Annotated in this window: 26 protein-coding genes and 1 riboswitch; of the genes, 19 read left to right on the plus strand and 7 right to left on the minus strand. The window is 32.2% G+C overall.

The window, feature by feature from the left end:
• Nucleotides 1-69: 69 nt before the first annotated feature.
• Nucleotides 70-170: riboswitch (TPP riboswitch) on the minus strand.
• Between the two features lie 469 nt (nt 171-639).
• On the minus strand, nt 640-774 hold the full coding sequence (gene graF / locus JQN76_RS08985) for a glycopeptide resistance-associated protein GraF (RefSeq protein ID WP_000064214.1): 135 nt from the start codon (nt 772-774) through the stop codon (nt 640-642).
• Between the two features lie 151 nt (nt 775-925).
• Here graF and auxA point away from each other — a divergent pair, with 151 nt between their 5' ends.
• The 5 genes from auxA (at nt 926) to ptsP (ending at nt 6,555) form a co-directional block, all read left to right on the plus strand.
• Nucleotides 926-2,221 (plus strand): lipoteichoic acid stability factor AuxA, encoded by a 1,296-nt coding sequence (auxA, locus tag JQN76_RS08990; protein WP_000009069.1) that lies wholly within the window; start codon nt 926-928, stop codon nt 2,219-2,221.
• A gap of 424 nt (nt 2,222-2,645) precedes the next feature.
• Complete coding sequence (locus JQN76_RS08995) at nt 2,646-3,818, plus strand: class I SAM-dependent rRNA methyltransferase (protein WP_000685070.1); 1,173 nt, start codon at nt 2,646-2,648, stop codon at nt 3,816-3,818.
• Nucleotides 3,819-3,871: 53 nt separating this feature from the next.
• Nucleotides 3,872-4,414 (plus strand): hypothetical protein, encoded by a 543-nt coding sequence (locus JQN76_RS09000; protein WP_000505966.1) that lies wholly within the window; start codon nt 3,872-3,874, stop codon nt 4,412-4,414.
• A gap of 153 nt (nt 4,415-4,567) precedes the next feature.
• Nucleotides 4,568-4,834: a phosphocarrier protein HPr gene (locus tag JQN76_RS09005; RefSeq protein WP_000437472.1), complete on the plus strand. Its 267-nt coding sequence runs from the start codon at nt 4,568-4,570 to the stop codon at nt 4,832-4,834.
• A 2-nt stretch (nt 4,835-4,836) separates the two neighbouring features.
• Nucleotides 4,837-6,555, plus strand: a complete 1,719-nt coding sequence (gene ptsP, locus JQN76_RS09010; protein ID WP_000040058.1) for a phosphoenolpyruvate--protein phosphotransferase — start codon at nt 4,837-4,839, stop codon at nt 6,553-6,555.
• Between the two features lie 236 nt (nt 6,556-6,791).
• On the opposite strand, the gene nrdH is transcribed toward ptsP, so the two are convergent.
• A complete protein-coding gene (gene nrdH / locus JQN76_RS09015; protein ID WP_001289618.1) occupies nt 6,792-7,025 on the minus strand; it encodes a glutaredoxin-like protein NrdH in 234 nt (77 codons plus the stop codon).
• A 198-nt stretch (nt 7,026-7,223) separates the two neighbouring features.
• Between nrdH and JQN76_RS09020 the strand changes: the two genes are divergently transcribed.
• The 3 genes from JQN76_RS09020 to JQN76_RS09030 all read left to right on the plus strand — a co-directional run bounded on the left by JQN76_RS09020 (nt 7,224) and on the right by JQN76_RS09030 (nt 10,396).
• Nucleotides 7,224-8,585: a cytochrome ubiquinol oxidase subunit I gene (locus JQN76_RS09020; RefSeq protein ID WP_001836785.1), complete on the plus strand. Its 1,362-nt coding sequence runs from the start codon at nt 7,224-7,226 to the stop codon at nt 8,583-8,585.
• The gene (locus JQN76_RS09025; protein WP_000638456.1) at nt 8,582-9,601 is read left to right on the plus strand and encodes a cytochrome d ubiquinol oxidase subunit II; all 1,020 of its coding nucleotides are present in this window, start codon (nt 8,582-8,584) and stop codon (nt 9,599-9,601) included. Before JQN76_RS09020 ends, JQN76_RS09025 begins: the two co-directional genes overlap by 4 nt.
• 132 nt (nt 9,602-9,733) lie before the next feature.
• The gene (locus JQN76_RS09030; protein WP_000514290.1) at nt 9,734-10,396 is read left to right on the plus strand and encodes a potassium channel family protein; all 663 of its coding nucleotides are present in this window, start codon (nt 9,734-9,736) and stop codon (nt 10,394-10,396) included.
• A gap of 245 nt (nt 10,397-10,641) precedes the next feature.
• On the opposite strand, the gene rnjA is transcribed toward JQN76_RS09030, so the two are convergent.
• The 5 genes from rnjA to def all read right to left on the minus strand — a co-directional run bounded on the left by rnjA (nt 10,642) and on the right by def (nt 15,110).
• Nucleotides 10,642-12,339: a ribonuclease J1 gene (gene rnjA, locus JQN76_RS09035; protein WP_000811375.1), complete on the minus strand. Its 1,698-nt coding sequence runs from the start codon at nt 12,337-12,339 to the stop codon at nt 10,642-10,644.
• Nucleotides 12,339-12,557 carry a DNA-dependent RNA polymerase subunit epsilon gene (locus JQN76_RS09040; protein WP_000257888.1) on the minus strand — a complete coding sequence of 73 codons (219 nt, stop codon included), beginning with the start codon at nt 12,555-12,557 and terminating at the stop codon, nt 12,339-12,341. The genes rnjA and JQN76_RS09040 overlap by 1 nt, the downstream gene beginning before the upstream one ends.
• 28 nt (nt 12,558-12,585) lie before the next feature.
• Nucleotides 12,586-12,708 carry a hypothetical protein gene (locus JQN76_RS09045; RefSeq protein WP_001792047.1) on the minus strand — a complete coding sequence of 41 codons (123 nt, stop codon included), beginning with the start codon at nt 12,706-12,708 and terminating at the stop codon, nt 12,586-12,588.
• Nucleotides 12,709-13,061: 353 nt separating this feature from the next.
• On the minus strand, nt 13,062-14,381 hold the full coding sequence (locus tag JQN76_RS09050) for an ISL3-like element IS1181 family transposase (RefSeq protein ID WP_047210372.1): 1,320 nt from the start codon (nt 14,379-14,381) through the stop codon (nt 13,062-13,064).
• Nucleotides 14,382-14,558: 177 nt separating this feature from the next.
• Nucleotides 14,559-15,110 (minus strand): peptide deformylase, encoded by a 552-nt coding sequence (gene def, locus JQN76_RS09055; protein ID WP_000957036.1) that lies wholly within the window; start codon nt 15,108-15,110, stop codon nt 14,559-14,561.
• Nucleotides 15,111-15,474: 364 nt separating this feature from the next.
• On the opposite strand from def, the gene JQN76_RS09060 reads away from it, so the two are divergent.
• The 11 genes from JQN76_RS09060 (at nt 15,475) to JQN76_RS09110 (ending at nt 26,069) form a co-directional block, all read left to right on the plus strand.
• Nucleotides 15,475-16,101: a YkyA family protein gene (locus JQN76_RS09060; protein WP_000668339.1), complete on the plus strand. Its 627-nt coding sequence runs from the start codon at nt 15,475-15,477 to the stop codon at nt 16,099-16,101.
• A gap of 170 nt (nt 16,102-16,271) precedes the next feature.
• Nucleotides 16,272-17,384 carry a pyruvate dehydrogenase (acetyl-transferring) E1 component subunit alpha gene (gene pdhA / locus JQN76_RS09065; RefSeq protein WP_205397768.1) on the plus strand — a complete coding sequence of 371 codons (1,113 nt, stop codon included), beginning with the start codon at nt 16,272-16,274 and terminating at the stop codon, nt 17,382-17,384.
• Between the two features lie 3 nt (nt 17,385-17,387).
• Complete coding sequence (locus JQN76_RS09070) at nt 17,388-18,365, plus strand: alpha-ketoacid dehydrogenase subunit beta (protein WP_000068176.1); 978 nt, start codon at nt 17,388-17,390, stop codon at nt 18,363-18,365.
• Nucleotides 18,366-18,455: 90 nt separating this feature from the next.
• On the plus strand, nt 18,456-19,748 hold the full coding sequence (locus tag JQN76_RS09075; protein ID WP_000863439.1) for a dihydrolipoamide acetyltransferase family protein: 1,293 nt from the start codon (nt 18,456-18,458) through the stop codon (nt 19,746-19,748).
• Between the two features lie 3 nt (nt 19,749-19,751).
• Nucleotides 19,752-21,158: a dihydrolipoyl dehydrogenase gene (gene lpdA / locus JQN76_RS09080; protein WP_000260117.1), complete on the plus strand. Its 1,407-nt coding sequence runs from the start codon at nt 19,752-19,754 to the stop codon at nt 21,156-21,158.
• A 167-nt stretch (nt 21,159-21,325) separates the two neighbouring features.
• The gene (locus tag JQN76_RS09085) at nt 21,326-21,601 is read left to right on the plus strand and encodes a UPF0223 family protein (protein ID WP_000455597.1); all 276 of its coding nucleotides are present in this window, start codon (nt 21,326-21,328) and stop codon (nt 21,599-21,601) included.
• A 143-nt stretch (nt 21,602-21,744) separates the two neighbouring features.
• Nucleotides 21,745-22,284: a helix-turn-helix domain-containing protein gene (locus tag JQN76_RS09090; protein WP_001020625.1), complete on the plus strand. Its 540-nt coding sequence runs from the start codon at nt 21,745-21,747 to the stop codon at nt 22,282-22,284.
• A 12-nt stretch (nt 22,285-22,296) separates the two neighbouring features.
• Nucleotides 22,297-23,391, plus strand: coding sequence for an ABC transporter ATP-binding protein (locus JQN76_RS09095; protein WP_000433551.1), 1,095 nt, complete (start codon nt 22,297-22,299; stop codon nt 23,389-23,391).
• On the plus strand, nt 23,384-24,181 hold the full coding sequence (locus JQN76_RS09100) for an ABC transporter permease (protein ID WP_001246555.1): 798 nt from the start codon (nt 23,384-23,386) through the stop codon (nt 24,179-24,181). Before JQN76_RS09095 ends, JQN76_RS09100 begins: the two co-directional genes overlap by 8 nt.
• Nucleotides 24,182-24,186: 5 nt before the next feature.
• On the plus strand, nt 24,187-24,996 hold the full coding sequence (locus JQN76_RS09105; protein WP_000872390.1) for an ABC transporter permease: 810 nt from the start codon (nt 24,187-24,189) through the stop codon (nt 24,994-24,996).
• Nucleotides 24,996-26,069: an ABC transporter substrate-binding protein gene (locus tag JQN76_RS09110; RefSeq protein ID WP_000819690.1), complete on the plus strand. Its 1,074-nt coding sequence runs from the start codon at nt 24,996-24,998 to the stop codon at nt 26,067-26,069. Before JQN76_RS09105 ends, JQN76_RS09110 begins: the two co-directional genes overlap by 1 nt.
• The last annotated feature ends 59 nt before the right edge of the window (nt 26,070-26,128 follow it).

Genomic DNA, 26,128 nt, shown 5'->3' on the forward strand with positions numbered 1-26,128 from the left:
TCCTCCTAATAAAAAAACGCACAACCATCCATAGGAAAGTTATGCGTTCACAATATATATTAGTAAAACATATGTATAGTAACACTTTCCTACGCTAGTTCAAGCTAGATCAGGTTCAAAGGGTTTGAGGGCAAGCCTCATCTCAGTATAAAACACCCCTAGTGTGTGCGATTTATTTAATTAATTATATTGTAAGACGTTTGTAAACTTATGTCAATAGGTTGTCTTCATGAAATTTCGTTTAATTCGATTTAAAATTTATAATATTAGCATTGGATTTAAATTGAAGATGTAGTAGGAATGTTAGTAATTAAAGATATAAAAATATGTGACATGTAATAAGATTGAGCTGATAAATGAAGAGGGATACTTATCAATCATACCTCTTTAACAACAGTGAAGAACCCGTGCATAATGGCTTACGAATTATAGTTTGTAGGGTAAAAGAGGGATACATGCGCCGAGCACATGCAAAAAAGCCCCTAACAACTAAAAGTTGTAAGGTAAAAGAGGGATACATGCACCGAGCACATGCATAAAATCCCCTAACAACTAAAAGTTGTAAGGTAAAAGAGGGATACATGCACCGAGCGCAAGCAAAAAAGCCCCTAACAACTAAAGGTTGTAAGGGGCTTTAAATTAATTTAGTGTATCTTGGATATCTTGTTTTGTTTGATTAATATCTTCTGTTTTTTCTTCTTTTTTATCTTTTAATTTTTCTTCAACTTCTTTAGCTTTTTCTGCTGCTTTTTTATTTTGATTTTCATTAGACATGATTAATTCCTCCCAAATTGGATAATTATTTATATATAAATCTTACCCGGTTGTACTTTCGTTAAACTTTTCTAAGTCTATAGCACTATTTATTCATTTATCTAAAGACAACAACATTAGATTAATATATAATGATTTTGAGGTGAACATAATGTCTTTTCTTAGGAAACACGCCGAAATTATTTTTAGCTATTTAATCGGTATCGTTTCACTCTTCACTGGTCTCATTATTTTAATTAACTTGCCATTAATTAAACAATTAAATGGTGGTAAAAAAGTTGATACACATGTTCATAATGTGTGGGAATTTCTGAATGCATTTTTCAGTGAAATTATTAAAGTAATGAGTCGATTTATAGGTAATTTCCCTATAGTTAGTGCAATTGTGATAATTATATTCGGTATTTTAGTTATGTTGATTGGTCATACATTACTTAGAACTATTAAGTATGACTATGATATTTCTATCTTTTTCTTAGTTATCGGTATCATGTACTTTATTATTACTCTTATATTAATGACTCAAGTTTATGGATTCTTTGCAGTGATTTTCATTATTCCATTTACAATTCATATAGGATATATCGTCTATAAAGATGAATTGAATCAGGAAAATGTAAAAAATCATTTCATGTGGATAATTGTGAGTTATGGTATAAGTTACTTAATTACACAAATTGCATTGTATGGCAGAATTGATGCTAATGAAATAGAGTCAATTGATATCTTAAGTGTCAATGCTTTCTTTATAATTATGTGGTTACTTGGTCAAATGGCTATTTGGAATTTCTTGTTCTTGCGCCGAGCTTTACCTTTAACAAAGCAAGAATTAGGTGAAGAGGAGCCAGAATTATCAAGAACAAGTAAAGGGAATGTCACGAATCAAACTAAAATTCACTTGAAACAACTCCAAGATAAGACTACAGAATATGCACGTAAGACAAGAAGAAGTGTCGATTTAGATAAAATTAGAGCTAAAAGAGATAAATTCAAAAAGAAAGTTAATGATATTATCGATATTCAAGAAGACGATATTCCTGATTGGATGAGAAAACCGAAATGGGTTAAACCAATGTATGTCGAACTATTTTGTGGTGTCGTCATCTTTTTATTCACATTTTTAGAATTTAATAATCGTAATGCATTATTTGTATCTGGTGATTGGAAATTATCACAGACACAATATGTTATTGAATGGGTTACATTATTAATTCTGTTATTCATTATTATCGCATATATCGCTACAACGTTAACTTTCCACTTGAAAGGTAAGTTTTATTATTTACAACTATTTATGGGGAGCATTTTATTCTTTAAATTGTTAACGGAATTTATAAATATAATGATTCATGGACTACTACTTTCAGTGTTCATTACGCCAACATTACTATTAATGTTATTGGCAATCATCATTTCTTATTCGTTACAATTACGAGAGCGACCATAATTAAAAGCATTATAAAAGTACTATCTATTAAACATTTTGATGTGTACGCTATAAGTTAGATATATCTCTAACTTATTTAGATACAGGTCAATGAAGTTTATGGATAGTACTTTTTTTGTAACTAGATTTGATTGATTCAGGTGATGTGAATTAAGTATTGAAAATTGTATACAAAGTTTTAGTGCAAATAAAATAGTTGAAAAGTTATCCATTTGTAAAATCAAGAAAACTAGTAAATAGTTGAAGCGACATATGGAATTTGCGAAACGATATATAGTATTTCCTTTGTAGAAATTTAACATATATCATTCGAATTACTAATTTGTTAAAATCAACAGTAAGATTAGAAGTAGATGATATTGAAATTTGGCAAACAATTTAATCTATATAAAACTACAACGAAACACAGAAAGGAAGTTGTCAGATGAAAATAGCAACTCTGAACAAAGGCAAAGAAACAAAATATTTTAATGGATATCCTTTAATTGAAGAAGAGGATATCTATTCACAAGATCATTTAAAAGAAGGAGATATTTTTCAAATTGTGACTGATAAATCACAATATGTTGCAACGGCTTATGTTGGTCGCCAACATAAAGGATTAGGTTGGGTTCTAACATACGATAAAGCTCAAGAAATCAACACAGCTTTCTTTGTGAAATTGTTTAATACTGCATTAGCAGAACGTGATTATTATTTTAATATAGATGGAACAAATACTTTTAGATTATTTAATGCTGAAGGTGATGGTGTTGGGGGATTAACAATCGACAATTACGATGGTCATTTGTTGATTCAATGGTACTCAAAAGGTATTTATAAATTTAAATATGCCATTCTTGAAGCGGTTAGAAAAGTATTTGATTATAAATCTATTTACGAAAAAGTAAGATTTAAAGACAGCGAATATAGTGGTGGTTTTGTTGAAGGCGATGCACCTGAGTTTCCAATTGTTATCGAAGAAAACTTCACATTTTATAATGTAGACCTTGAAGATGGTTTGATGACAGGTATCTTTTTAGATCAAAAAGAAGTGCGCAAGAAATTAAGGGGTCAATATGCCAAAGAACGCCATGTTTTAAACTTATTTAGTTATACAGGTGCTTTTTCTGTAATAGCAGCAAGTGAGGCATCTTCAACAACAAGTGTAGATTTGGCTAATCGTTCTCGTAGTTTAACTGAAGAAAATTTTGGATTAAATGCTATTGATCCTAAATCCCAATATATTTATGTCATGGACACTTTTGATTTCTATAAATATGCTGCACGACATGGACATAGTTATGACACGATCGTGATTGATCCACCTAGCTTTGCACGCAACAAAAAACGTACATTTTCAGTGCAAAAAGATTATGACAAATTAATTAATGGCGCCTTAAATATTTTATCATCTGAAGGAACATTATTGTTATGTACAAATGCAAGTGTATATCCATTAAAGCAATTTAAAAATACTATTAAAAAGACGCTTGAAGAGAGTGGCGTTGATTATGAATTAACTGAAGTTATGGGTTTACCAAAAGATTTTAAAACGCATCCACATTATAAGCCATCTAAATATTTAAAAGCTGTTTTTGTAAATATTAGACATTAATTTGATAAAAAGGGGTATAGTAACTTATTGAGAAAAAGAAGGGTGATAATATTATGGGATTCAAAAACAATTTAACATCAAATTTAACAAATAAAATTGGTAATTCAGTCTTTAAAATAGAAAATGTTGACGGAAAAGGTGCAATGCCAACGACGATTCAAGAATTGAGAGAAAGACGACAACGTGCTGAAGCAATTGTAAAGAGAAAGTCTTTAATGTCATCAACAATGAGCGTTGTTCCAATTCCGGGTTTAGATTTTGGTGTTGATTTAAAATTAATGAAAGATATTATCGAAGATGTAAATAAAATATACGGATTAGATCATAAGCAAGTTAATAGCCTTGGGGATGATGTGAAAGAAAGAATTATGTCTGCAGCAGCAATTCAAGGTAGTCAATTTATTGGTAAAAGAATTTCAAGTGCATTTTTAAAAATAGTTATTAGAGATGTAGCTAAACGTACTGCTGCAAAACAAACAAAATGGTTTCCTGTTGTAGGACAAGCTGTGTCTGCATCTATTAGTTACTATTTTATGAATAAAATTGGAAAAGATCACATTCAAAAATGCGAAAATGTTATTAAAAATGTCATGTAGGTGCTATAATAGTTTTGCAATTTGCAAATTTTACTGAAACCGGTTTTAAACGAATTGAATTTAAAGCATGGTTTTGGTAAAGTTAATGTATAAAACTAAGTTAGTATTGTAATAATATTGAAGATTCTAACTATACGAAGGAGAAATGTAATTATGGAACAAAATTCATATGTAATCATCGACGAGACTGGTATTCACGCTAGACCAGCAACAATGTTAGTACAAACAGCTTCAAAATTCGATTCTGATATTCAATTAGAATATAACGGTAAGAAAGTAAACTTAAAATCAATCATGGGTGTTATGAGCCTTGGTGTTGGTAAAGATGCTGAAATTACAATTTATGCTGACGGTAGTGATGAATCTGACGCCATTCAAGCAATCAGTGACGTCTTATCAAAAGAAGGATTGACTAAATAATCATGTCTAAATTAATTAAAGGTATTGCTGCATCTGATGGTGTCGCAATTGCTAAAGCTTATTTATTAGTTGAGCCAGACTTAACATTCGACAAAAATGAAAAAGTCACTGATGTTGAAGGAGAAGTTGCAAAGTTCAATAGCGCTATCGAAGCTTCTAAAGTTGAGTTAACTAAAATTAGAAATAATGCAGAGGTTCAACTAGGTGCTGATAAAGCTGCTATCTTTGATGCACATTTATTAGTTTTAGATGACCCTGAATTAATTCAACCAATCCAAGATAAGATTAAAAATGAAAACGCTAATGCTGCTACAGCATTAACGGATGTAACAACACAATTTGTTACAATTTTTGAATCTATGGATAACGAATACATGAAAGAACGTGCGGCTGATATTCGCGACGTTTCTAAACGTGTGTTATCACATATTTTAGGTGTAGAATTACCGAATCCGAGTATGATTGATGAAAGCGTTGTTATTGTAGGGAATGACTTAACGCCATCTGATACTGCTCAATTAAATAAAGAATTCGTACAAGGTTTTGCTACAAACATTGGCGGAAGAACAAGTCACTCTGCAATTATGAGTCGTTCTTTAGAAATTCCAGCAATTGTTGGTACAAAATCAATTACTCAAGAAGTTAAACAAGGCGACATGATTATCGTAGATGGATTAAATGGTGATGTAATCGTTAATCCAACTGAAGATGAGTTAATCGCTTATCAAGATAAACGTGAGCGTTATTTTGCTGACAAGAAAGAATTACAAAAACTACGTGATGCTGATACTGTTACAGTTGATGGTGTTCACGCAGAGCTTGCTGCAAATATTGGTACACCTAATGATTTGCCAGGTGTTATTGAAAATGGTGCACAAGGTATCGGCTTATATAGAACTGAGTTTTTATATATGGGTCGTGACCAAATGCCTACAGAAGGAGAACAATTTGAAGCTTATAAAGAAGTATTAGAAGCAATGGACGGTAAACGTGTTGTTGTACGTACTTTAGATATAGGTGGAGATAAAGAATTATCATACTTAAACTTGCCTGAAGAAATGAATCCATTCTTAGGTTACCGTGCGATTCGTTTATGCCTTGCGCAACAAGATATTTTCAGACCACAGCTACGTGCATTATTACGTGCATCAGTTTATGGTAAGTTAAATATCATGTTCCCAATGGTTGCAACAATTAACGAATTTAGAGAAGCAAAAGCTATATTATTAGAAGAAAAAGAAAACCTTAAAAATGAAGGTCATGACATTTCGGATGATATAGAATTAGGAATCATGGTAGAGATACCTGCAACAGCAGCATTAGCTGATGTCTTTGCTAAAGAAGTAGATTTCTTCAGTATCGGTACAAATGATTTAATTCAATACACATTAGCTGCTGACCGTATGTCAGAGCGTGTATCATATCTATACCAACCATATAACCCTTCAATCTTACGTTTAGTTAAACAAGTTATTGAAGCGTCACATAAAGAAGGTAAATGGACAGGTATGTGTGGTGAAATGGCTGGAGATGAAACAGCTATTCCATTATTGCTTGGTTTAGGTTTAGATGAGTTCTCTATGAGTGCAACGTCTATTCTGAAAGCAAGAAGACAAATTAATGGTTTAAGTAAAAATGAAATGACTGAACTTGCTAACCGTGCAGTCGACTGTGCAACGCAAGAAGAAGTTATTGAATTAGTTAACAACTACGTAAAATAATTAATTCTTTCGAAAGACAGAATTATAAATAAACCCGAAGTATTCATTGTGAGTAATTATGAATACTTCGGGTTCTTTTTTATGATTTATGTTAATTTCAATGGAATGTTGTTGCTAACTAATTAAACAACTATGTGTCATTAACAAAATGTTGTTCTTTAATTAATGTTAGTTAATTTAAAAATCGATATTTAATTTATGATAGCTATAAATGATGAAGTTGATTTAGATGAAAATTAATCTTGGATATTTAATACTTTGTTGATTTCATCAAGATCAACATGGTACATTGGATTGCCATTCAACAAAATAAACGGAGTTGAAAAAGCATCAAAATCTATCATTTCGTTTCGATATTGTTGATTGTTGATATTTCTCTCTTCAAAATCAATTTGATGCTCATTTAGATAATTTTTTACAAATGTACAAGGTGGACAATCATTCTGCGTATAAACGATTATTTCTGACATGTATCATGCTCCTTCGTGCTTTATTCTAATGTAATATACACAATTATACATTGAAATTCAAATTTGTGAACACATTGTGAACTGACATAAATTATACACAATTTCATAGCGCATAATGTTTTAAAAATACACATTATAGCAATTATAATTAAGTTCATTGTGTTGTCATCAAAAAAAAGAAAAAGGTGATGTTTTTAAATGGATACAGTTGAAATCAGTCGGTTTTTGACAGCTATGACTTTATCAGTTCATATCATTTTTGCAACGATTGGTGTTGGTATGCCTTTAATGTTCGCAATTGCAGAATTTTTAGGTATTCGCAAAAATGATCTTCAATATATAGCTATGGCCAAAAGATGGGCTAAAGCTTATACAATTACTGTAGCAGTGGGAGTTGTTACAGGTACAATTATAGGACTTCAATTATCATTGATTTGGCCTACATTTATGGAAATGGGTGGACACGTTATTGCACTTCCATTATTTATGGAAACATTTGCGTTCTTCTTTGAAGCTATTTTCTTAAGTATATATTTATATACTTGGGATCGTTTTAAAAATAAATGGACACATTTCTTAATTAGTATACCAGTAATTATTGGTGGCTCTTTCTCAGCCTTCTTCATTACTTCAGTGAATTCATTTATGAATACGCCTGCAGGTTTTGAGTTGAAGAATGGAAAGATGGTCAATGTTCAACCTATAGAAGCGATGTTTAACCCATCGTTTATAGTTCGATCATTTCACGTAATTACTACAGCCGGTATGACGATGGCATTTGTTATTGCATCAATAGCAGCTTTTAAATTATTGCGTAATCGTCAACCTAAAGATACTGTCTACCATAAGAAAGCTTTGAAAATGTCTATGATTGTTGGATTCTTTTCAACTTTACTTTCTATGTTGGCAGGGGATTTATCTGCAAAATTTTTGCATAAATTCCAACCTGAAAAATTAGCAGCTTATGAATGGCATTTCGATACATCTTCCCATGCTAAATTATTATTATTTGGTGTGTTAGATGAAAAGACTCAGCAAGTTAAAGGTGCGATTGAATTACCTGGACTATTGAGTTTCTTAGCAGATAATAGTGTCAAAACTAAAGTGCAAGGGTTAAATGATTTTCCAAAAAGTTTACATCCGCCTATGATCGTCCATTATTTCTTTGATTTAATGGTAACAATGGGAATTTTATGTTTTGTCATTTCAGGTGTTTATGTCTTAACTTTAATGTTTAAAAAGCTTAGAAAATTTTCTACTCATAAATGGATGCTTTACGGAATATTATTAACAGGACCAGCTTCAATGCTAGCTATAGAATTTGGATGGTTCTTAACAGAGATGGGTAGACAGCCTTGGATTGTTCGTGGTTATATGCGCGTGGCAGAAGCAGCAACACAAGCAGGCGGAATAACCTTCGTTACAATTTTATTTGGCATATTGTACATCATTTTAATGTATACATGTGCATACGTATTAATTCGTATGTTTAAAAATAAACCGGCGTATGAAGATGTAAATCGTTTAGCCAAGAAGCAAGGAGGAGAAATAGAAAAATGATTTATGCATTTATAGGTATAACAGTGTTATGGTTGTTTTTATTTTGCTATATCATTATTGCTTCTATAGATTTTGGGGCAGGTTTCTTCGCATTGCATTCAAAGTTAACTGGTGATGAAAAGAAAATTAATCACTTAATTTCACGTTATTTGAACCCAGTTTGGGAAGTTACGAATGTATTCTTTGTTTTCTTCTTCGTAGGATTCGTAGGTTTCTTTCCAGAGTCAATCAAATATTTAGGCACGGTATTGTTAATACCAGGTTCAATAGCACTGATTATGATATCATTGAGAAACAGTTTTTATGCATTTGAAAATTATGGTCAAGATACAAAATTAGCATGGATGATCATGTATGGGGTAAGTGGATTATTAATTCCAGCTTCATTATCTACTGCTTTAACTATTACAGAAGGTGGCTATATTAATGTTCGAAACAATGTTATCGATCTAGATTGGGTGCAGTTACTATTAAGCCCATTTGCTTGGTCTGTAGTATTCTTGGCAATTATTTCAGTTTTATATATTTCATCAGGATTTTTGACATATTATGCTAAAAAAGCAAATGACGAACCAGCATATAATTTAACAAGACAATGGCACATATTTTTAGGGCCGCCGATGATTATCATTTGTTTATTCGTATTTCTATCATTACGCATTCAAAATTCTGAACATTTTTATTCAGCTGTTTTTGACTATTGGTGGATGTTTGGTATAAGTTTCTTATTCTTTGCATTAGCTTCATTGTTAACATTCTTTAAGAAAAAACATGGTTTGGCTTTTGTATTTGTTATTTTACAAATGATGTTCGCGTTCTTTGGCTATGGAATTAGTAAATTGCCATACCTTTTATATCCGTTTGTAAAAATTACAGATGCATATGTTAATCCAGAAATGGGCTGGACATTAGTGATTGTCTTTATTTTAGGTTTACTTTTATTACTTCCATCGTTAATATTATTATTAAGATTATTTGTTTTCGACAAAGAATATGTTGAAGGAAAGAAATCATAAGTTGAGACGATACCCCAACTTTCATTTACTTGCATTACTGCATTTAGATAATTTAGTTGGGGTACTCATTTATAATAATTTTAAATTTATATTTTCAATGAATTGATGAAAATCATTTAATGGAGGGCGAGTATGGGTAAAGAATATGTAGTCATCGGTCTAGGTCGTTTTGGAGGTAGTATCGTTCGTGAGTTGAATGCATTAGACATGGATGTAATGGCCATCGACCATGATGAAAATAGAGTGAATGAATATAGTGATATCGCTACTCATGCGGTTGTTGCAGACACAACAGATGAAGCAGTTATGAAAAGTTTAGGTATCCGTAACTTTGATCATGTCATTGTGGCAATTGGTGAAAATATTCAATCAAGTACGTTGACGACTTTAATTTTAAAAGAGTTAGGTGTAAAAAAAGTAACTGCTAAAGCACAAAATGATTATCATGCAAAGATTTTAAATAAAATTGGAGCAGATACGGTTGTGCACCCTGAGCGTGATATGGGTAGACGTATTGCGCATAATGTTGCGAGTGCAAGTGTACTTGATTATCTTGAGTTGGCAGACGAGCATTCTATTGTAGAATTGAAAGCAACTGAAAAGATGGCGGGGCAGTCTATCATTGATTTAGATATAAGAGCACAATATGGAATTAACATTATTGCAATTAAACGAGGCAAAGAGTTCATCATTTCACCAAATCCAAATATTAATTTAGAAATAGGTGATATTTTAATCATGATTGGACATGATAATGATTTAAATCGCTTTGAAAAAAATATTGCGACGAGATAATCGGGAGTGGGACAGAAATGATATTTTCTCAAAATTTATTTCGTCGTCCCACCCCGGCAAGGTTGACTAGAATTGAAAAAAGCTTGTTACAAGCGCATTTTCGTTCAGTCAACTACTGCCAATATAACTTTGTAGAGCATTGAACATTGATTTATGTCTCAAGCTCATCATATATAAAGAAAAAGCTACTAACAATGTGTGGTGAGTTTAATTAAAACTTCACTTCAAAGTTAGTAGCTTTTTGATTATTTATTGTTTGATTCTTTTTGTTCGTTTACCTTCATAATGACTGGTAAAATCATTGGTTTTCTAGCTGTTTTTTCAAATAAATAAGGTTGTAATGTTTCAATGATAGAAGATTTAATCTGATGCCATTGAATATCTTTATTTTGATTTAACTTACTAATAACATCAGTTTTGATTTTGCGTTGTGCATCATAAATTAATTGACCTGATTCTCTCATATATACAAATCCTCGAGAAATAATGTCTGGACCAGAAAGTAATTTATTTGTATTAAAATCAATACTAACAACAACGATAACTAAACCTTCTTCAGATAATAGCTTACGGTCTCTTATTACAACATTACCGATATCGCCGATACCACTACCATCAACAAGTACATTACCAGATGGAATGCGACCAGCTTTACGTGCTGAATCGTGTGTTAAAGCTAAGACATCTCCAATATCAAAGATGAAGACATTATCTTCTTCAACGCCACATTCAACACCAGTCTCACCATGTGCTTTTAACATACGGTATTCACCATGAATAGGTAAGAAATATTTCGGCTTGATTAATCGAAGCATTAATTGTTGATCACCTTGAGAACCATGCCCTGAAGTATGGATGTTAGAAATCTTGCTATGGATAACATCTGCACCAGCTTTATACAAGGAATTAATAGTTCTGTTAATACTTTTTGTATTACCTGGGATAGGTGATGAACTAAATACAACGGTATCTTCAGGTATAATTTTAATTTGCTTATGAGTACCATTAGCAATTCTAGATAATGCTGCCATTGGTTCACCTTGAGAACCAGTACATAGTATCAATAACTCATGCTTCGGTACGGTATTAATTTTATTAGGTTCAATAAATGTTTCAGGTGGTGCTTTAATATAACCAAGTTCCATACCGATTTTAATATTGTTTTCCATCGAACGACCGAACGTAACAATTTTACGGTTATTTTTGATAGCAGCTTCAACTGCTTGTTGAACTCGGTAAATATTAGAAGCGAAGGTAGCAAATATAATACGACCTTTACAATTACGGAAGATCTTATCTACGTTTTGACCAACTTCACGTTCGCTTAAAGTAAAATCAGGCACAAGTGAATTTGTTGAGTCTGAAAGTAAACATAGAACGCCTTCTTCGCCTAATTGAGCCATTTTAGCAATGTTTGCTGGTTTGCCTACAGGTGTAAAATCAAATTTAAAGTCACCGGTATGAACTACTTTTCCTTCAGGTGTATCTACGATGACGCCATAAGTTTCAGGAATACTATGCGTAGTTAAGTAGAAAGAAATCGTAAAGTGCTTAGATTTAATCACACTGTCCTCATTGATTTCATTTAGTTTAGCAGTACGTAATAAATGATGTTCTTCAAGTTTATTACGGATTAAACCTAATGCTAAAGGACCACCATAAATAGGTATATTAAGTTGTTTTAATAGGAAGGGCACACCGCCTATATGGTCTTCGTGACCATGTGTTATAAATAGGCCAACAATTTTATCTTGGTTTTGAACTAGATATGTGTAGTCAGGTATAACATAATCAATCCCTAATAAGTTATCATCAGGGAATTTGATACCTGCATCGATAATGACAATTTCGTCTTTATACTCAACTGCATAAGTATTTTTACCGATTTCACCTAGACCTCCAAGTGCATATACACCTACTTCATTTGGATGTAATTGTTTCATTATTTAGCAATCTCCACATTAAAGTGTTCTGAGTTTTCTTTTTCGTAATCTAAATGTGCGCCCTCTAATTTAGTGATAAATTCGATATTAAAATTACGATCTTTCAAGTAACGACGTACTTGTTCTTCTGTTTGAGCTTCAACATAAAGTGATTGTGTATTTTCACGCACAATTACCTCGTCTCTGTTATGTTGATAAAAAACTTTAAATACTGCCATGTTAAAAATTCCTCCTAAGAATATTTGTTTAATTTATTGTTAACCCTAGTAAAATCGTATTGGAGTATATATCGATAAATTCATTCCAATCATCTCTATAATTTAACTTAATAACGATTTGGTTAATAACTAGGTTCATCATGTCGTTCATTTTAAAAAATTAGTGAAATAACACTAAAATTTCAGTTAAATCTTATTTTACATGATGAATGATAATAAATAAAGCAGTTTATCTCACTAGAAATCTAAGTATTTCGAATAAATGTGCAGTTCTATTTATTAAAATAAATGTAGAGATTATAAATTAATGTTAAGAAAGAATTAAAGGATTTTATATGAAACGGTAAAATTTAAATGAGGGGATAAAAAGTTTGGTAGAAAGGTGAATATATTTAACTGTTGTTTATTCGAAAAAGTTGTACAAGAAAAAGGGTTCTCCACCAAATGTGGTGGGTATATAATTTAAAGAACTATTTTAAATTACAACTTTTAGAGTTTTTATTATTAGGCGGCCAGTCCATTATTGGGCTTGGTTGTCTTCTTTTTTTCTCCTTTGTATAAGCTGAAAATCATCATTATACGTGCTTTAAAGTTGTTGAAATTTCTGTAACCAAAAGAAATTCGCTTGATTAATTTTATCTTATTATTAATTCCTTCTATAGCACCATTATTAAATGCTGGGTAATAAATTGTATTTCTTAACATCCTTTGATGTTTTCTATAATATTTAACCACTTTCCATACACCCTTACTCACAGACTTTTTACTAACTGAATTTAAACGATTAATAAATTTAGGCCAATTACATAACCTTAGGTCTTTTCGTAATCCTTGGACAAGTTCGTAGGAGTGTCGTAGTATATCGTCTTTTGAAAGCATGAATTCTACAATGTCAGATGAGCGTTTATAAGCCTTAAAAGATTTATTCCATCTGTATTTACTAAATATGGTTTTACTAGTATCCATCAATAGAACTTTCCAGTTATTCTTAAAAATTGTATAATTAGGTCCTTTTTTATTACGGTATTCATTCATAACTTGTACACGATACTTATTAAGTTCTCTATTTAAATGTTGAACGATATGGAATCTGTCAAAAATAATAGCTGCATTAGGAAATAGGTCGCGAAATAATCGGACATAGGGTTCATACATGTCAATAGTAACCGTCTTAACTTGTTGTCGATTTTTTAAATCGAATCGCTCGAAATAGGCACGCAAGAATCTTGTAGTTCTATTTTCTAAAATATCTATAACATCATGAGTATCATTATCTATAAAAATGAAACTCATTGATCCAGTTACATTTTTAACGCTTTTAAATTCATCCATAGCGATGTTTTCTGGCAAACAATTAAACGGTTTAATTCGTAATGAATTAGCCGCTTTAGTTCTAATACGTCTTACAGTAGATGGAGAGATACAGTTATCTTCTGCAGTATCAATCTCTGTTTTAACTTTAGTAGCTTCTTCTATAACTTTTTGAGTAACACATCTTGAGATAAAACACGACTCATCAACAATTGATGTTTTAGCAGTAAAAGTGCCATTGCATTCTAAGCATTTAAAACGTTGTTTAGCTAAGTTGAGGTATGTGTTATACCCTTGAGTTTTAAGTAAAGTAATACGAGAAACACGCTTACCATGTTTATGAATTTGTCCTTCATTTTTAACTCCACAACAATAACAGGCCGAAGGCTTATACGTTAGTACAGCATTAACCACTGTTGCTTTTTTTCCTTTGATAATGACGTCAATTTCTTGGTTTATATATTTTATATTTTCATCTTTTATTCTTAGTAATTCTAAGGTATCATTACACATAGGCGCACTTGTCTCCTTTAGTTTGGGTTTGGTCACTTTAAATTATAGAGGCAATTGCGCTTTTTGTGTATTAAAAAAAGCAGGAAGTTTTACCTTCCCACCATAAAAGATGAAGAACCAGAAAAAGCTTAGGACATCATATTTATCCTAAGCTTTGATAATTAGTAAAAATGTGCTTTAAACTTCTACAGCATCTGTATGTGGTTGTAATGGGTGATCTTTGTCAATGTGATCATAGAACATTACACCATTTAAATGGTCAATTTCATGTTGGAAAACAATTGCTGGATATCCTTTTAGACGTAATTGTATATCATTACCTTCGATGTCTTTGGCTTTAATTGTAATTCTATTATGACGGTGAACTAGACCAGCAACATTATCATCGACACTAAGGCAACCTTCACCAGTTGGTAAATAAGCTTCTTGAACGCTATGACTTACAATTTTTGGGTTCACAAGCATATAGTCATAAGATTTGCCACTGCCATCATCTGGTATTAAAACAGCAATCATACGTTTAGAAATATTAATTTGAGGTGCAGCCAAACCAACGCCTGAACGTAAACCATATCGTTTCGCGATTTCCTCATCTTGACTATTTACTAAAAACTCTCTCATGGCGATTAATGTTTCTTTTTCTTCTTTAGTTAATGGTAATTCTAACTCAGCTGCTTTTTGACGCAAAGTTGGATGACCATCTCTAATGATGTCTTTCATTGTTAACATATATTGCACCTTCCTTATTTTAATTTGTTTTAGTTGAATGACAGTAAAAAGGTTGTTAAGATACTCATACATTTTTATGTGTAAATATCTACAAAGTTAACCAACTACTGCCAATGTTTATTTTAGATAGTATATGTAAATTTTCAGATATGCTAATTGCTTAAAAAATGATTAAAGTGTTGGTTTCAAGCAATGATACTTTAGAAATTTATTTATCATCTTGACTTTAAAAATTATATTATAAATGACGTAACTGTCAACAGATATACTTAGTAATGAAGATGTGTAATGTAATTGTTTAAAATTGATTTCCAAGCAGATTTTATTTATCATTTAATTTAAATAGCAAGTGGAGGTACAAGTAATGAAATTTGGAAAAACAATCGCAGTAGTATTAGCATCTAGTGTCTTGCTTGCAGGATGTACTACGGATAAAAAAGAAATTAAGGCATATTTAAAGCAAGTGGATAAAATTAAAGATGATGAAGAACCAATTAAAACTGTTGGTAAGAAAATTGCTGAATTAGATGAGAAAAAGAAAAAATTAACTGAAGATGTCAATAGTAAAGATACAGCAGTTCGCGGTAAAGCAGTAAAGGATTTAATTAAAAATGCCGATGATCGTCTAAAGGAATTTGAAAAAGAAGAAGACGCAATTAAGAAGTCTGAACAAGACTTTAAGAAAGCAAAAAGTCACGTTGATAACATTGATAATGATGTTAAACGTAAAGAAGTAAAACAATTAGATGATGTATTAAAAGAAAAATATAAGTTACACAGTGATTACGCGAAAGCATATAAAAAGGCTGTAAACTCAGAGAAAACATTATTTAAATATTTAAATCAAAATGACGCGACACAACAAGGTGTTAACGAAAAATCAAAAGCAATAGAACAGAACTATAAAAAGTTAAAAGAAGTATCAGATAAGTATACAAAAGTACTAAATAAGGTTGGTAAAGAAAAGCAAGACGTTGATCAATTTAAATAATTAATATAATACAGATGGTAGGAAACAACTAATACAGTTCCTATTATCTGTATCTTTTTTTATTAAAACAGAACTTTTTCAAATGGTTTAACAGTCCCATTTATTTGTGGTACAATTAGTAAGGATAAAATGAATTTCTATACAATTATGGGAAAGGTATGGTGAATTGAATGGCTCCTAAGTTACAAGCCCAATTCGATGCAGTAAAAGTTTTAAATGATACTCAATCGAAATTTGAAATGGTTCAAATTTTGGATGAGAATGGTAACGTCGTAAATGAAGACTTAGTACCTGATCTTACGGATGAACAATTAGTGGAATTAATGGAAAGAATGGTATGGACTCGTATCCTTGATCAACGTTCTATCTCATTAAACAGACAAGGACGTTTAGGTTTCTATGCACCAACTGCTGGTCAAGAAGCATCACAATTAGTGTCACAATACGCTTTAGAAAAAGAAGATTACATTTTACCGGGATACAGAGATGTTCCTCAAATTATTTGGCATGGTTTACCATTAACTGAAGCTTTCTTATTCTCAAGAGGTCACTTCAAAGGAAATCAATTCCCTGAAGGCGTTAATGCATTAAGCCCACAAATTATTATCGGTGCACAATACATTCAAGCTGCTGGTGTTGCATTTGCACTTAAAAAACGTGGTAAAAATGCAGTTGCAATCACTTACATTGGTGACGGTGGTTCTTCACAAGGTGATTTCTACGAAGGTATTAACTTTGCAGCAGCTTATAAAGCACCTGCAATTTTCGTTATTCAAAACAATAACTATGCAATTTCAACACCAAGAAGCAAGCAAACTGCTGCTGAAACATTAGCTCAAAAAGCAATTGCTGTAGGTATTCCTGGTATCCAAGTTGATGGTATGGATGCGTTAGCTGTATATCAAGCAACTAAAGAAGCACGTGACCGCGCAGTTGCAGGTGAAGGTCCAACATTAATTGAAACTATGACATATCGTTATGGTCCTCATACAATGGCTGGTGACGATCCAACTCGTTACAGAACTTCAGACGAAGATGCTGAATGGGAGAAAAAAGACCCATTAGTACGTTTCCGTAAATTCCTTGAAAACAAAGGTTTATGGAATGAAGACAAAGAAAATGAAGTTATTGAACGTGCAAAAGCTGATATTAAAGCAGCAATTAAAGAGGCTGATAACACTGAAAAACAAACTGTTACTTCTCTAATGGAAATTATGTATGAAGATATGCCTCAAAACTTAGCAGAACAATATGAAATTTACAAAGAGAAGGAGTCGAAGTAAGCCATGGCACAAATGACAATGGTTCAAGCGATTAATGATGCGCTTAAAACTGAACTTAAAAATGACCAAGATGTTTTAATTTTTGGTGAAGACGTTGGTGTTAACGGCGGTGTTTTCCGTGTTACTGAAGGACTACAAAAAGAATTTGGTGAAGATAGAGTATTCGATACACCTTTAGCTGAATCAGGTATTGGTGGTTTAGCGATGGGTCTTGCAGTTGAAGGATTCCGTCCGGTTATGGAAGTACAATTCTTAGGTTTCGTATTCGAAGTATTTGATGCGATTGCTGGACAAATTGCACGTACTCGTTTCCGTTCAGGCGGTACTAAAACTGCACCTGTAACAATTCGTAGCCCATTTGGTGGTGGCGTACACACACCAGAATTACACGCAGATAACTTAGAAGGTATTTTAGCTCAATCTCCAGGTCTAAAGGTTGTTATTCCTTCAGGCCCATACGATGCGAAAGGTTTATTAATTTCTTCTATTAGAAGTAATGACCCAGTCGTATACTTAGAGCATATGAAATTGTATCGTTCATTCCGTGAAGAAGTACCTGAAGAAGAATATACAATTGACATTGGTAAGGCTAATGTGAAAAAAGAAGGTAATGACATTTCAATCATCACATACGGTGCAATGGTTCAAGAATCAATGAAAGCTGCAGAAGAACTTGAAAAAGATGGTTATTCTGTTGAAGTAATTGACTTACGTACTGTTCAACCAATCGATGTTGACACAATTGTAGCTTCAGTTGAAAAAACTGGTCGTGCAGTTGTAGTTCAAGAAGCACAACGTCAAGCTGGTGTTGGTGCAGCAGTTGTAGCTGAATTAAGTGAACGTGCAATCCTTTCATTAGAAGCACCTATTGGAAGAGTTGCAGCAGCAGATACAATTTATCCATTCACTCAAGCTGAAAATGTTTGGTTACCAAACAAAAATGACATCATCGAAAAAGCAAAAGAAACTTTAGAATTTTAATACATTTTAAAAGTTAACGAAGTTAGCGTATTTTAGTCTCATTGATTAAAATGAAATGTTTAATTTACGAAATCTTAGGAGGGCAAAAACGTGGCATTTGAATTTAGATTACCCGATATCGGGGAAGGTATCCACGAAGGTGAAATTGTAAAATGGTTTGTTAAAGCTGGAGATACTATTGAAGAAGACGATGTTTTAGCTGAAGTACAAAACGATAAATCAGTAGTAGAAATCCCATCACCAGTATCTGGTACTGTAGAAGAAGTTATGGTAGAAGAAGGTACAGTAGCTGTAGTTGGTGACGTTATTGTTAAAATCGATGCACCTGATGCAGAAGATATGCAATTTAAAGGTCATGATGATGATTCATCATCTAAAGAAGAACCTGCGAAAGAGGAAGCGCCAGCAGAGCAAGCACCTGTAGCTACTCAAACTGAAGAAGTAGATGAAAACAGAACTGTTAAAGCAATGCCTTCAGTACGTAAATACGCACGTGAAAAAGGTGTTAACATTAAAGCAGTTTCTGGATCTGGTAAAAATGGTCGTATTACAAAAGAAGATGTAGATGCATACTTAAATGGTGGTGCACCAACAGCTTCAAATGAATCAGCTGCTTCAGCTACAAGTGAAGAAGTTGCTGAAACTCCTGCAGCACCTGCAGCAGTATCATTAGAAGGCGATTTCCCAGAAACAACTGAAAAAATCCCTGCTATGCGTAGAGCAATTGCGAAAGCAATGGTTAACTCTAAGCATACTGCACCTCATGTAACATTAATGGATGAAATTGATGTTCAAGCATTATGGGATCACCGTAAGAAATTTAAAGAAATCGCAGCTGAACAAGGTACTAAGTTAACATTCTTACCTTATGTTGTTAAAGCACTTGTTTCTGCATTGAAAAAATACCCAGCACTTAACACTTCATTCAATGAAGAAGCTGGTGAAATCGTTCATAAACATTACTGGAATATCGGTATTGCGGCGGACACTGATAGAGGTTTATTAGTACCTGTAGTGAAACATGCTGACCGTAAATCTATTTTCCAAATTTCTGATGAAATTAATGAATTAGCTGTTAAAGCACGTGATGGTAAATTAACAGCCGATGAAATGAAAGGTGCAACATGCACAATCAGTAATATCGGTTCAGCTGGTGGACAATGGTTCACTCCAGTTATCAATCACCCAGAAGTAGCAATCTTAGGAATTGGCCGTATTGCTCAAAAACCTATCGTTAAAGATGGAGAAATTGTTGCAGCACCAGTATTAGCATTATCATTAAGCTTTGACCACAGACAAATTGATGGTGCAACTGGCCAAAATGCAATGAATCACATTAAACGTTTATTAAATAATCCAGAATTATTATTAATGGAGGGGTAAAACATGGTAGTTGGAGATTTCCCAATTGAAACAGATACTATAGTAATCGGAGCAGGTCCTGGTGGATACGTTGCAGCAATTCGTGCAGCTCAATTAGGACAAAAAGTAACAATCGTTGAGAAAGGTAATCTTGGTGGTGTTTGCTTAAACGTAGGATGTATTCCTTCAAAAGCATTACTACATGCTTCTCACCGTTTTGTTGAAGCACAACATTCTGAAAACTTAGGTGTTATTGCTGAAAGTGTTTCTTTAAACTTCCAAAAAGTTCAAGAATTCAAATCATCAGTTGTTAATAAATTAACTGGTGGTGTTGAAGGCTTACTTAAAGGTAACAAAGTTAACATCGTTAAAGGTGAAGCATATTTCGTAGATAACAATAGCTTACGTGTTATGGACGAAAAGAGCGCACAAACATATAACTTTAAAAATGCAATCATTGCAACAGGTTCAAGACCAATTGAAATTCCTAATTTCAAATTCGGTAAACGTGTTATCGACTCAACAGGTGCTTTAAACTTACAAGAAGTACCAGGTAAATTAGTTGTAGTTGGTGGAGGATACATTGGATCAGAATTAGGTACAGCATTTGCTAACTTTGGTTCAGAAGTAACCATCCTTGAAGGTGCTAAAGATATCTTAGGTGGCTTCGAAAAACAAATGACACAACCTGTTAAAAAAGGTATGAAAGAAAAAGGTGTTGAAATCGTTACTGAAGCTATGGCTAAATCAGCTGAAGAAACAGATAACGGAGTTAAAGTTACTTATGAAGCTAAAGGCGAAGAGAAAACAATTGAAGCTGATTATGTATTAGTAACTGTAGGTCGTCGTCCAAACACAGACGAATTAGGTCTAGAAGAATTAGGTGTTAAATTCGCTGACCGTGGATTATTAGAAGTTGATAAACAAAGCCGTACGTCTATCAGCAATATCTATGCAATTGGTGATATCGTTCCAGGTTTACCACTTGCTCACAAAGCTAGCTATGAAGCTAAAGTTGCTGCTGAAGCAATTGATGGTCAAGCTGCTGAAGTTGATTACATTGGTATGCCAGCAGTATGCTTTACTGAACCAGAATTAGCTACAGTTGGTTATTCAGAAGCGCAAGCTAAAGAAGAAGGTTTAGCAATTAAAGCTTCTAAATTCCCATATGCAGCAAATGGTCGTGCATTATCATTAGATGATACTAACGGATTTGTTAAACTTATTACACTTAAAGAAGATGATACTTTAATCGGTGCTCAAGTAGTTGGTACTGGTGCATCAGATATTATCTCTGAATTAGGTTTAGCAATTGAAGCTGGTATGAATGCTGAAGATATCGCATTAACAATCCATGCACATCCAACATTAGGTGAGATGACTATGGAAGCAGCAGAAAAAGCTATCGGATACCCAATCCATACAATGTAATAACTGATTATCTATAAAGATTCAGTCATTAAAAGCTGTAGCATATGCTACGGCTTTTTTGTTTTAGGTAAAGTAATGTAAGGAAATTGATTTGAGATATCGTTAACATGTGACATGCATGTTATACTAGCGATGCTAACAAAAGAATTGAAATGGAGGGTTCAACAATGGAATATGAGTATCCAATTGATTTAGACTGGAGTAATGAAGAGATGATTTCAGTGATAAATTTCTTTAATCATGTAGAGAAGTATTATGAATCCGGCGTGACGGCAGGCGACTTTATGGGTGCATATAAAAGATTTAAAGAAATTGTGCCTGCTAAAGCAGAGGAAAAACAAATTTTTAATACTTTCGAAAAAAGTAGTGGCTATAATAGTTACAAAGCAGTTCAAGATGTAAAAACTCACTCTGAAGAACAAAGAGTAACAGCTAAAAAATAATTCGTTCGAAATTAACACAATTTAATAGGAATTTTTCTTTAAAACTATTGCTAATAAAGCTATATTTTGATACCTTTATCAAGTGTTAAACAAAATGTTTGATAAAAGTAAACTTAATATAGCTTTTTTAGGTGGAAAAATAAATGAACATAGGTAATAAAATTAAAAATCTTAGAAGAATTAAAAATTTAACGCAAGAAGAACTTGCTGAACGTACAGACTTATCGAAAGGCTACATTTCACAAATAGAAAGTGAACATGCCTCACCAAGTATGGAAACTTTCTTAAATATTATAGAGGTGTTAGGAACGACGCCAAGTGAATTTTTTAAAGACAGTGAAAATGAAAAAGTATTATACAAGAAGGAAGAACAAGTTATTTATGATGAGTATGATGAAGGTTATATATTAAATTGGTTAGTTTCAAAGTCAAATGAATATGATATGGAGCCATTAATATTAACTTTAAAGCCTGGAGCATCATATAAAAATTTTAATCCATCAGAGTCTGATACGTTTATTTATTGTATGTCAGGTCAGATAACACTTAATTTAGGCAAAGAGATATATCAAGCACAAGAAGAAGACGTTTTGTATTTTAAAGCACGAGATAATCATCGTTTGTCAAACGAATCAAACAATGAAACACGAATACTTATTGTAGCGACAGCTTCATATTTATAGGGGGGATCTTATTTGGAACCGTTATTATCATTAAAATCAGTTAGTAAAAGCTATGATGATCTTAATATCTTAGATGACATAGATATTGATATTGAATCAGGATACTTTTATACATTATTAGGTCCTTCAGGTTGTGGTAAAACAACAATTTTAAAATTAATTGCAGGGTTTGAATATCCTGACAGTGGTGAAGTGATTTATCAAAACAAACCAATTGGTAATTTACCACCAAATAAACGTAAAGTGAATACAGTCTTTCAAGATTATGCATTATTTCCACACTTAAACGTCTATGATAATATCGCTTTTGGTTTGAAATTAAAAAAATTATCAAAAACCGAAATTGATCAAAAAGTAACTGAGGCATTAAAATTAGTAAAACTTTCAGGTTATGAAAAAAGAAATATTAATGAAATGAGTGGCGGACAAAAGCAACGTGTTGCAATTGCACGTGCTATCGTAAATGAACCAGAAATATTATTGTTAGATGAATCTTTATCCGCATTAGATTTGAAATTGCGTACTGAAATGCAATATGAATTACGAGAATTGCAATCTAGATTAGGTATTACATTTATATTTGTAACACATGATCAAGAAGAAGCGTTAGCATTAAGTGACTTTCTTTTTGTATTAAAAGATGGGAAAATTCAACAATTTGGCACACCAACAGATATATATGACGAACCAGTGAATCGATTTGTAGCTGATTTTATTGGAGAATCTAATATTGTTGAAGGGCGCATGGTTAGAGATTATGTCGTGAATATTTATGGGCAAGATTTCGAATGTGTCGATATGGGTATTCCTGAAAATAAAAAAGTAGAAGTCGTTATTCGACCAGAAGATATATCATTAATCAAAGCTGAAGAAGGATTATTTAAAGCAACTGTTGATTCTATGTTATTTAGAGGGGTCCACTATGAAATATGTTGTATAGACAATAAAGGTTATGAATGGGTAATACAAACGACTAAAAAAGCTGAAGTAGGCAGTGAAGTTGGTCTTTATTTTGATCCTGAAGCCATTCATATTATGGTTCCTGGAGAAACAGAAGAAGAATTTGATAAACGTATTGAAAGCTATGAGGAAGTAGACAATGCGTAATACTAATAAATTTCTCTTAATCCCGTATTTACTATGGATGGTTATATTTATTATTGTACCAGTTGTATTACTCATTTATTTTTCATTTTTAGATATCAATGGACATTTTAGTTTCACGAATTATCAACAAATTTTTACTACAAAATATTTGAAAATGTTTGCATATTCAATTTTATATGCCGCTTTAATAACAATTATTACGTTGGCTATCAGTTATCCAGCTGCCTATTATATTACTCGTTCGAAATTTCAAAATATCTTATTAATGATAATGATTATTCCAACATGGATAAATTTATTGTTAAAGACATATGCTTTTATAGGTTTATTAAGTCATGATGGCGTGATTAATCAATTTTTCCACTTATTTAATTTACCATCATTTAATCTGTTATTTACAACTGGTGCGTTTTTAGTAGTAGCAAGTTATATTTATATACCATTTATGATTTTACCTATATTTAATAGCATGAAAGCAATTCCTAATAATTTATTGCAGGCCTCAAGTGATTTAGGTGCTAGTCCTTTCTATACTTTTAGAAAAGTAATCATGCCGTTAACAAAAGAAGGTGTTATGACTGGAATTCAAGTAACCTTTATTCCATCACTTTCATTATTTATGATTACAAGATTAATTGCAGGTAATAAAGTCATAAATATAGGTACGGCAATAGAGGAACAATTTTTAACAATTCAAAATTATGGTATGGGATCAACTATAGCTATATTCTTAATTGTATTTATGGCATTCATTTTAATCATTACAAAATCATCTAATGGGAGAGGGTGAATCATATGAAATGGTATGGAAAGCTGTATATCGGGATACTTTTAGCGATTTTATACATCCCAATATTCTTTTTAATGTTCTATTCATTCAATTCGGCTGGTAATATGATTCACTTTGAACATTTTACATTAGAGCATTATCAATCATTATTTCAAAATGATCATTTAATGTCGGTCATTTTTAATACGATAGCTGTAGCACTTTTAGCAGCCTCAATTTCTACAGTTATTGGTACATTTGGTGCCATTGCTATTTATTATTTAAGAAATAAAAAGTTTAAAGTAACTTTACTAACATTGAATAATGTCTTGATGGTATCATCCGACGTTGTCATAGGTGCATCATTCTTAATTATGTTTACAACGATTGGCCATTTTACTGGTCTTGGTTTAGGATTTTGGACAGTTCTAATATCTCATATTGCATTTTGCATACCTATAGTTGTGATTATCGTCTTACCACAACTGTATGAAATGAATAATAATATGTTAAATGCTGCAAGAGATTTAGGAGCGACTGAACCACAATTATTAAGCAACATTATTATTCCTAATATTTTACCTTCTATTATAGGAGGATTCTTTATGGCTTTAACTTATTCACTAGACGATTTCACAGTAAGTTTCTTCGTTACTGGTAATGGCTTTAGTGTGTTATCAGTTGAAGTTTATGCTATGGCGAGAAAAGGAATTAGTATGGAAATTAATGCGATTTCAACATTATTGTTTGCTGTTATTGTATTAGGAATACTAGGATATTATTTGATTCAATACGTGATAAATAAGAAAAAACTAATCAAGCGAGGTGTAAAATAATGAAACGATTTTTACAACTCATTATAGGTGCATTAGTTGTGGGTATGCTTTGTCTTACTTTAAGTCATTGGTTTAAATCTAAAGAACAAGTGCATACAAATCAAAAAATTTACGTATACAATTGGGGCGAATATATTGATCCAGAGTTAATTAAGAAATTTGAAAAAGAAACTGGCATTCAAGTCGTTTATGAAACTTTCGATTCAAATGAAGCGATGGAAGCCAAAATTCGCAATGGCGGTACACATTATGATGTTGCTTTTCCTAGTGAATATACAGTTCAAAAATTGAAAAGAGATCATTTATTGTTACCAATAGATCATAATAAGGTACCTAATATTAAAAATTTAGATTCAGATTATATGAATATGTCATTTGATAGAGGCAATAAATATTCTTTACCTTATTTCTTTGGAACTGTAGGTATTTTATATAATAAAGAAAAGTATCCAAATGAATCATTTGATAGTTGGAAGTCATTGTATAATCCTAAATTTAAAAACCAAATTTTACTAGTTGACGGTGCTAGAGAGATTATAGGCATGAGTTTGAATAAACTTGGGTATAATCTTAATGACCGTAATTCGCACCATTTAAAAGAAGCAGAGCGAGATTTAACCAAACTAGCACCACAAGTAAGAGGTGTCGTAGGTGATGAAATTACCATGATGCTTCAACAAAATGAAGGTAACATAGCGGTTGTTTGGAGTGGTGTTGCAGCACCTCTAGTGCAAGAAGGGGATAAATATAATTATGTTATTCCTAAAGAAGGATCGAATTTATGGTTCGACAATATGGTAATTCCAAAAACGGCACAAAATAAAGAGGGTGCATATAAATTTATGAATTTTTTATTAGATGCTAAAAATAACAAGCAAAATACAGAATTCGTAGGCTATGCAACGCCAAACAAGGCTGCTCGACAATTGTTGCCTAAAGAGATTAAAGACGACCATCGTTTTTATCCGACTAAGAAAGAGCAAGAACGCCTTGAAGTTTATAAAGATTTAGGACCTGAAGTTTTAAGTGAATACAATGAAAACTTTTTGAATTTCAAAATGTCATTAAAATAAAATCATAAATAGTAGTTATTTACTGTATATTTAGTTATAATAACGGGATAAGTACTATA

The sequence above is a fragment of the Staphylococcus sp. SM3655 genome (assembly GCF_016917315.1).
In the GTDB taxonomy this organism is placed as follows: domain Bacteria; phylum Bacillota; class Bacilli; order Staphylococcales; family Staphylococcaceae; genus Staphylococcus; species Staphylococcus aureus.

What these genes read in the sequence shown, in the direction of transcription:
- graF (WP_000064214.1), bottom strand. Translation starts at nt 774, where the DNA reads ATGTCTAATGAAAATCAAAATAAAAAAGCAGCAGAAAAAGCTAAAGAA.
- auxA (WP_000009069.1), top strand. Translation starts at nt 926, where the DNA reads ATGTCTTTTCTTAGGAAACACGCCGAAATTATTTTTAGCTATTTAATC.
- JQN76_RS08995 (WP_000685070.1), top strand. Translation starts at nt 2,646, where the DNA reads ATGAAAATAGCAACTCTGAACAAAGGCAAAGAAACAAAATATTTTAAT.
- JQN76_RS09000 (WP_000505966.1), top strand. Translation starts at nt 3,872, where the DNA reads ATGGGATTCAAAAACAATTTAACATCAAATTTAACAAATAAAATTGGT.
- JQN76_RS09005 (WP_000437472.1), top strand. Translation starts at nt 4,568, where the DNA reads ATGGAACAAAATTCATATGTAATCATCGACGAGACTGGTATTCACGCT.
- ptsP (WP_000040058.1), top strand. Translation starts at nt 4,837, where the DNA reads ATGTCTAAATTAATTAAAGGTATTGCTGCATCTGATGGTGTCGCAATT.
- nrdH (WP_001289618.1), bottom strand. Translation starts at nt 7,025, where the DNA reads ATGTCAGAAATAATCGTTTATACGCAGAATGATTGTCCACCTTGTACA.
- JQN76_RS09020 (WP_001836785.1), top strand. Translation starts at nt 7,224, where the DNA reads ATGGATACAGTTGAAATCAGTCGGTTTTTGACAGCTATGACTTTATCA.
- JQN76_RS09025 (WP_000638456.1), top strand. Translation starts at nt 8,582, where the DNA reads ATGATTTATGCATTTATAGGTATAACAGTGTTATGGTTGTTTTTATTT.
- JQN76_RS09030 (WP_000514290.1), top strand. Translation starts at nt 9,734, where the DNA reads ATGGGTAAAGAATATGTAGTCATCGGTCTAGGTCGTTTTGGAGGTAGT.
- rnjA (WP_000811375.1), bottom strand. Translation starts at nt 12,339, where the DNA reads ATGAAACAATTACATCCAAATGAAGTAGGTGTATATGCACTTGGAGGT.
- JQN76_RS09040 (WP_000257888.1), bottom strand. Translation starts at nt 12,557, where the DNA reads ATGGCAGTATTTAAAGTTTTTTATCAACATAACAGAGACGAGGTAATT.
- JQN76_RS09045 (WP_001792047.1), bottom strand. Translation starts at nt 12,708, where the DNA reads ATGAACGACATGATGAACCTAGTTATTAACCAAATCGTTATTAAGTTA.
- JQN76_RS09050 (WP_047210372.1), bottom strand. Translation starts at nt 14,381, where the DNA reads ATGTGTAATGATACCTTAGAATTACTAAGAATAAAAGATGAAAATATA.
- def (WP_000957036.1), bottom strand. Translation starts at nt 15,110, where the DNA reads ATGTTAACAATGAAAGACATCATTAGAGATGGTCATCCAACTTTGCGT.
- JQN76_RS09060 (WP_000668339.1), top strand. Translation starts at nt 15,475, where the DNA reads ATGAAATTTGGAAAAACAATCGCAGTAGTATTAGCATCTAGTGTCTTG.
- pdhA (WP_205397768.1), top strand. Translation starts at nt 16,272, where the DNA reads ATGGCTCCTAAGTTACAAGCCCAATTCGATGCAGTAAAAGTTTTAAAT.
- JQN76_RS09070 (WP_000068176.1), top strand. Translation starts at nt 17,388, where the DNA reads ATGGCACAAATGACAATGGTTCAAGCGATTAATGATGCGCTTAAAACT.
- lpdA (WP_000260117.1), top strand. Translation starts at nt 19,752, where the DNA reads ATGGTAGTTGGAGATTTCCCAATTGAAACAGATACTATAGTAATCGGA.
- JQN76_RS09085 (WP_000455597.1), top strand. Translation starts at nt 21,326, where the DNA reads ATGGAATATGAGTATCCAATTGATTTAGACTGGAGTAATGAAGAGATG.
- JQN76_RS09090 (WP_001020625.1), top strand. Translation starts at nt 21,745, where the DNA reads ATGAACATAGGTAATAAAATTAAAAATCTTAGAAGAATTAAAAATTTA.
- JQN76_RS09100 (WP_001246555.1), top strand. Translation starts at nt 23,384, where the DNA reads ATGCGTAATACTAATAAATTTCTCTTAATCCCGTATTTACTATGGATG.
- JQN76_RS09105 (WP_000872390.1), top strand. Translation starts at nt 24,187, where the DNA reads ATGAAATGGTATGGAAAGCTGTATATCGGGATACTTTTAGCGATTTTA.
- JQN76_RS09110 (WP_000819690.1), top strand. Translation starts at nt 24,996, where the DNA reads ATGAAACGATTTTTACAACTCATTATAGGTGCATTAGTTGTGGGTATG.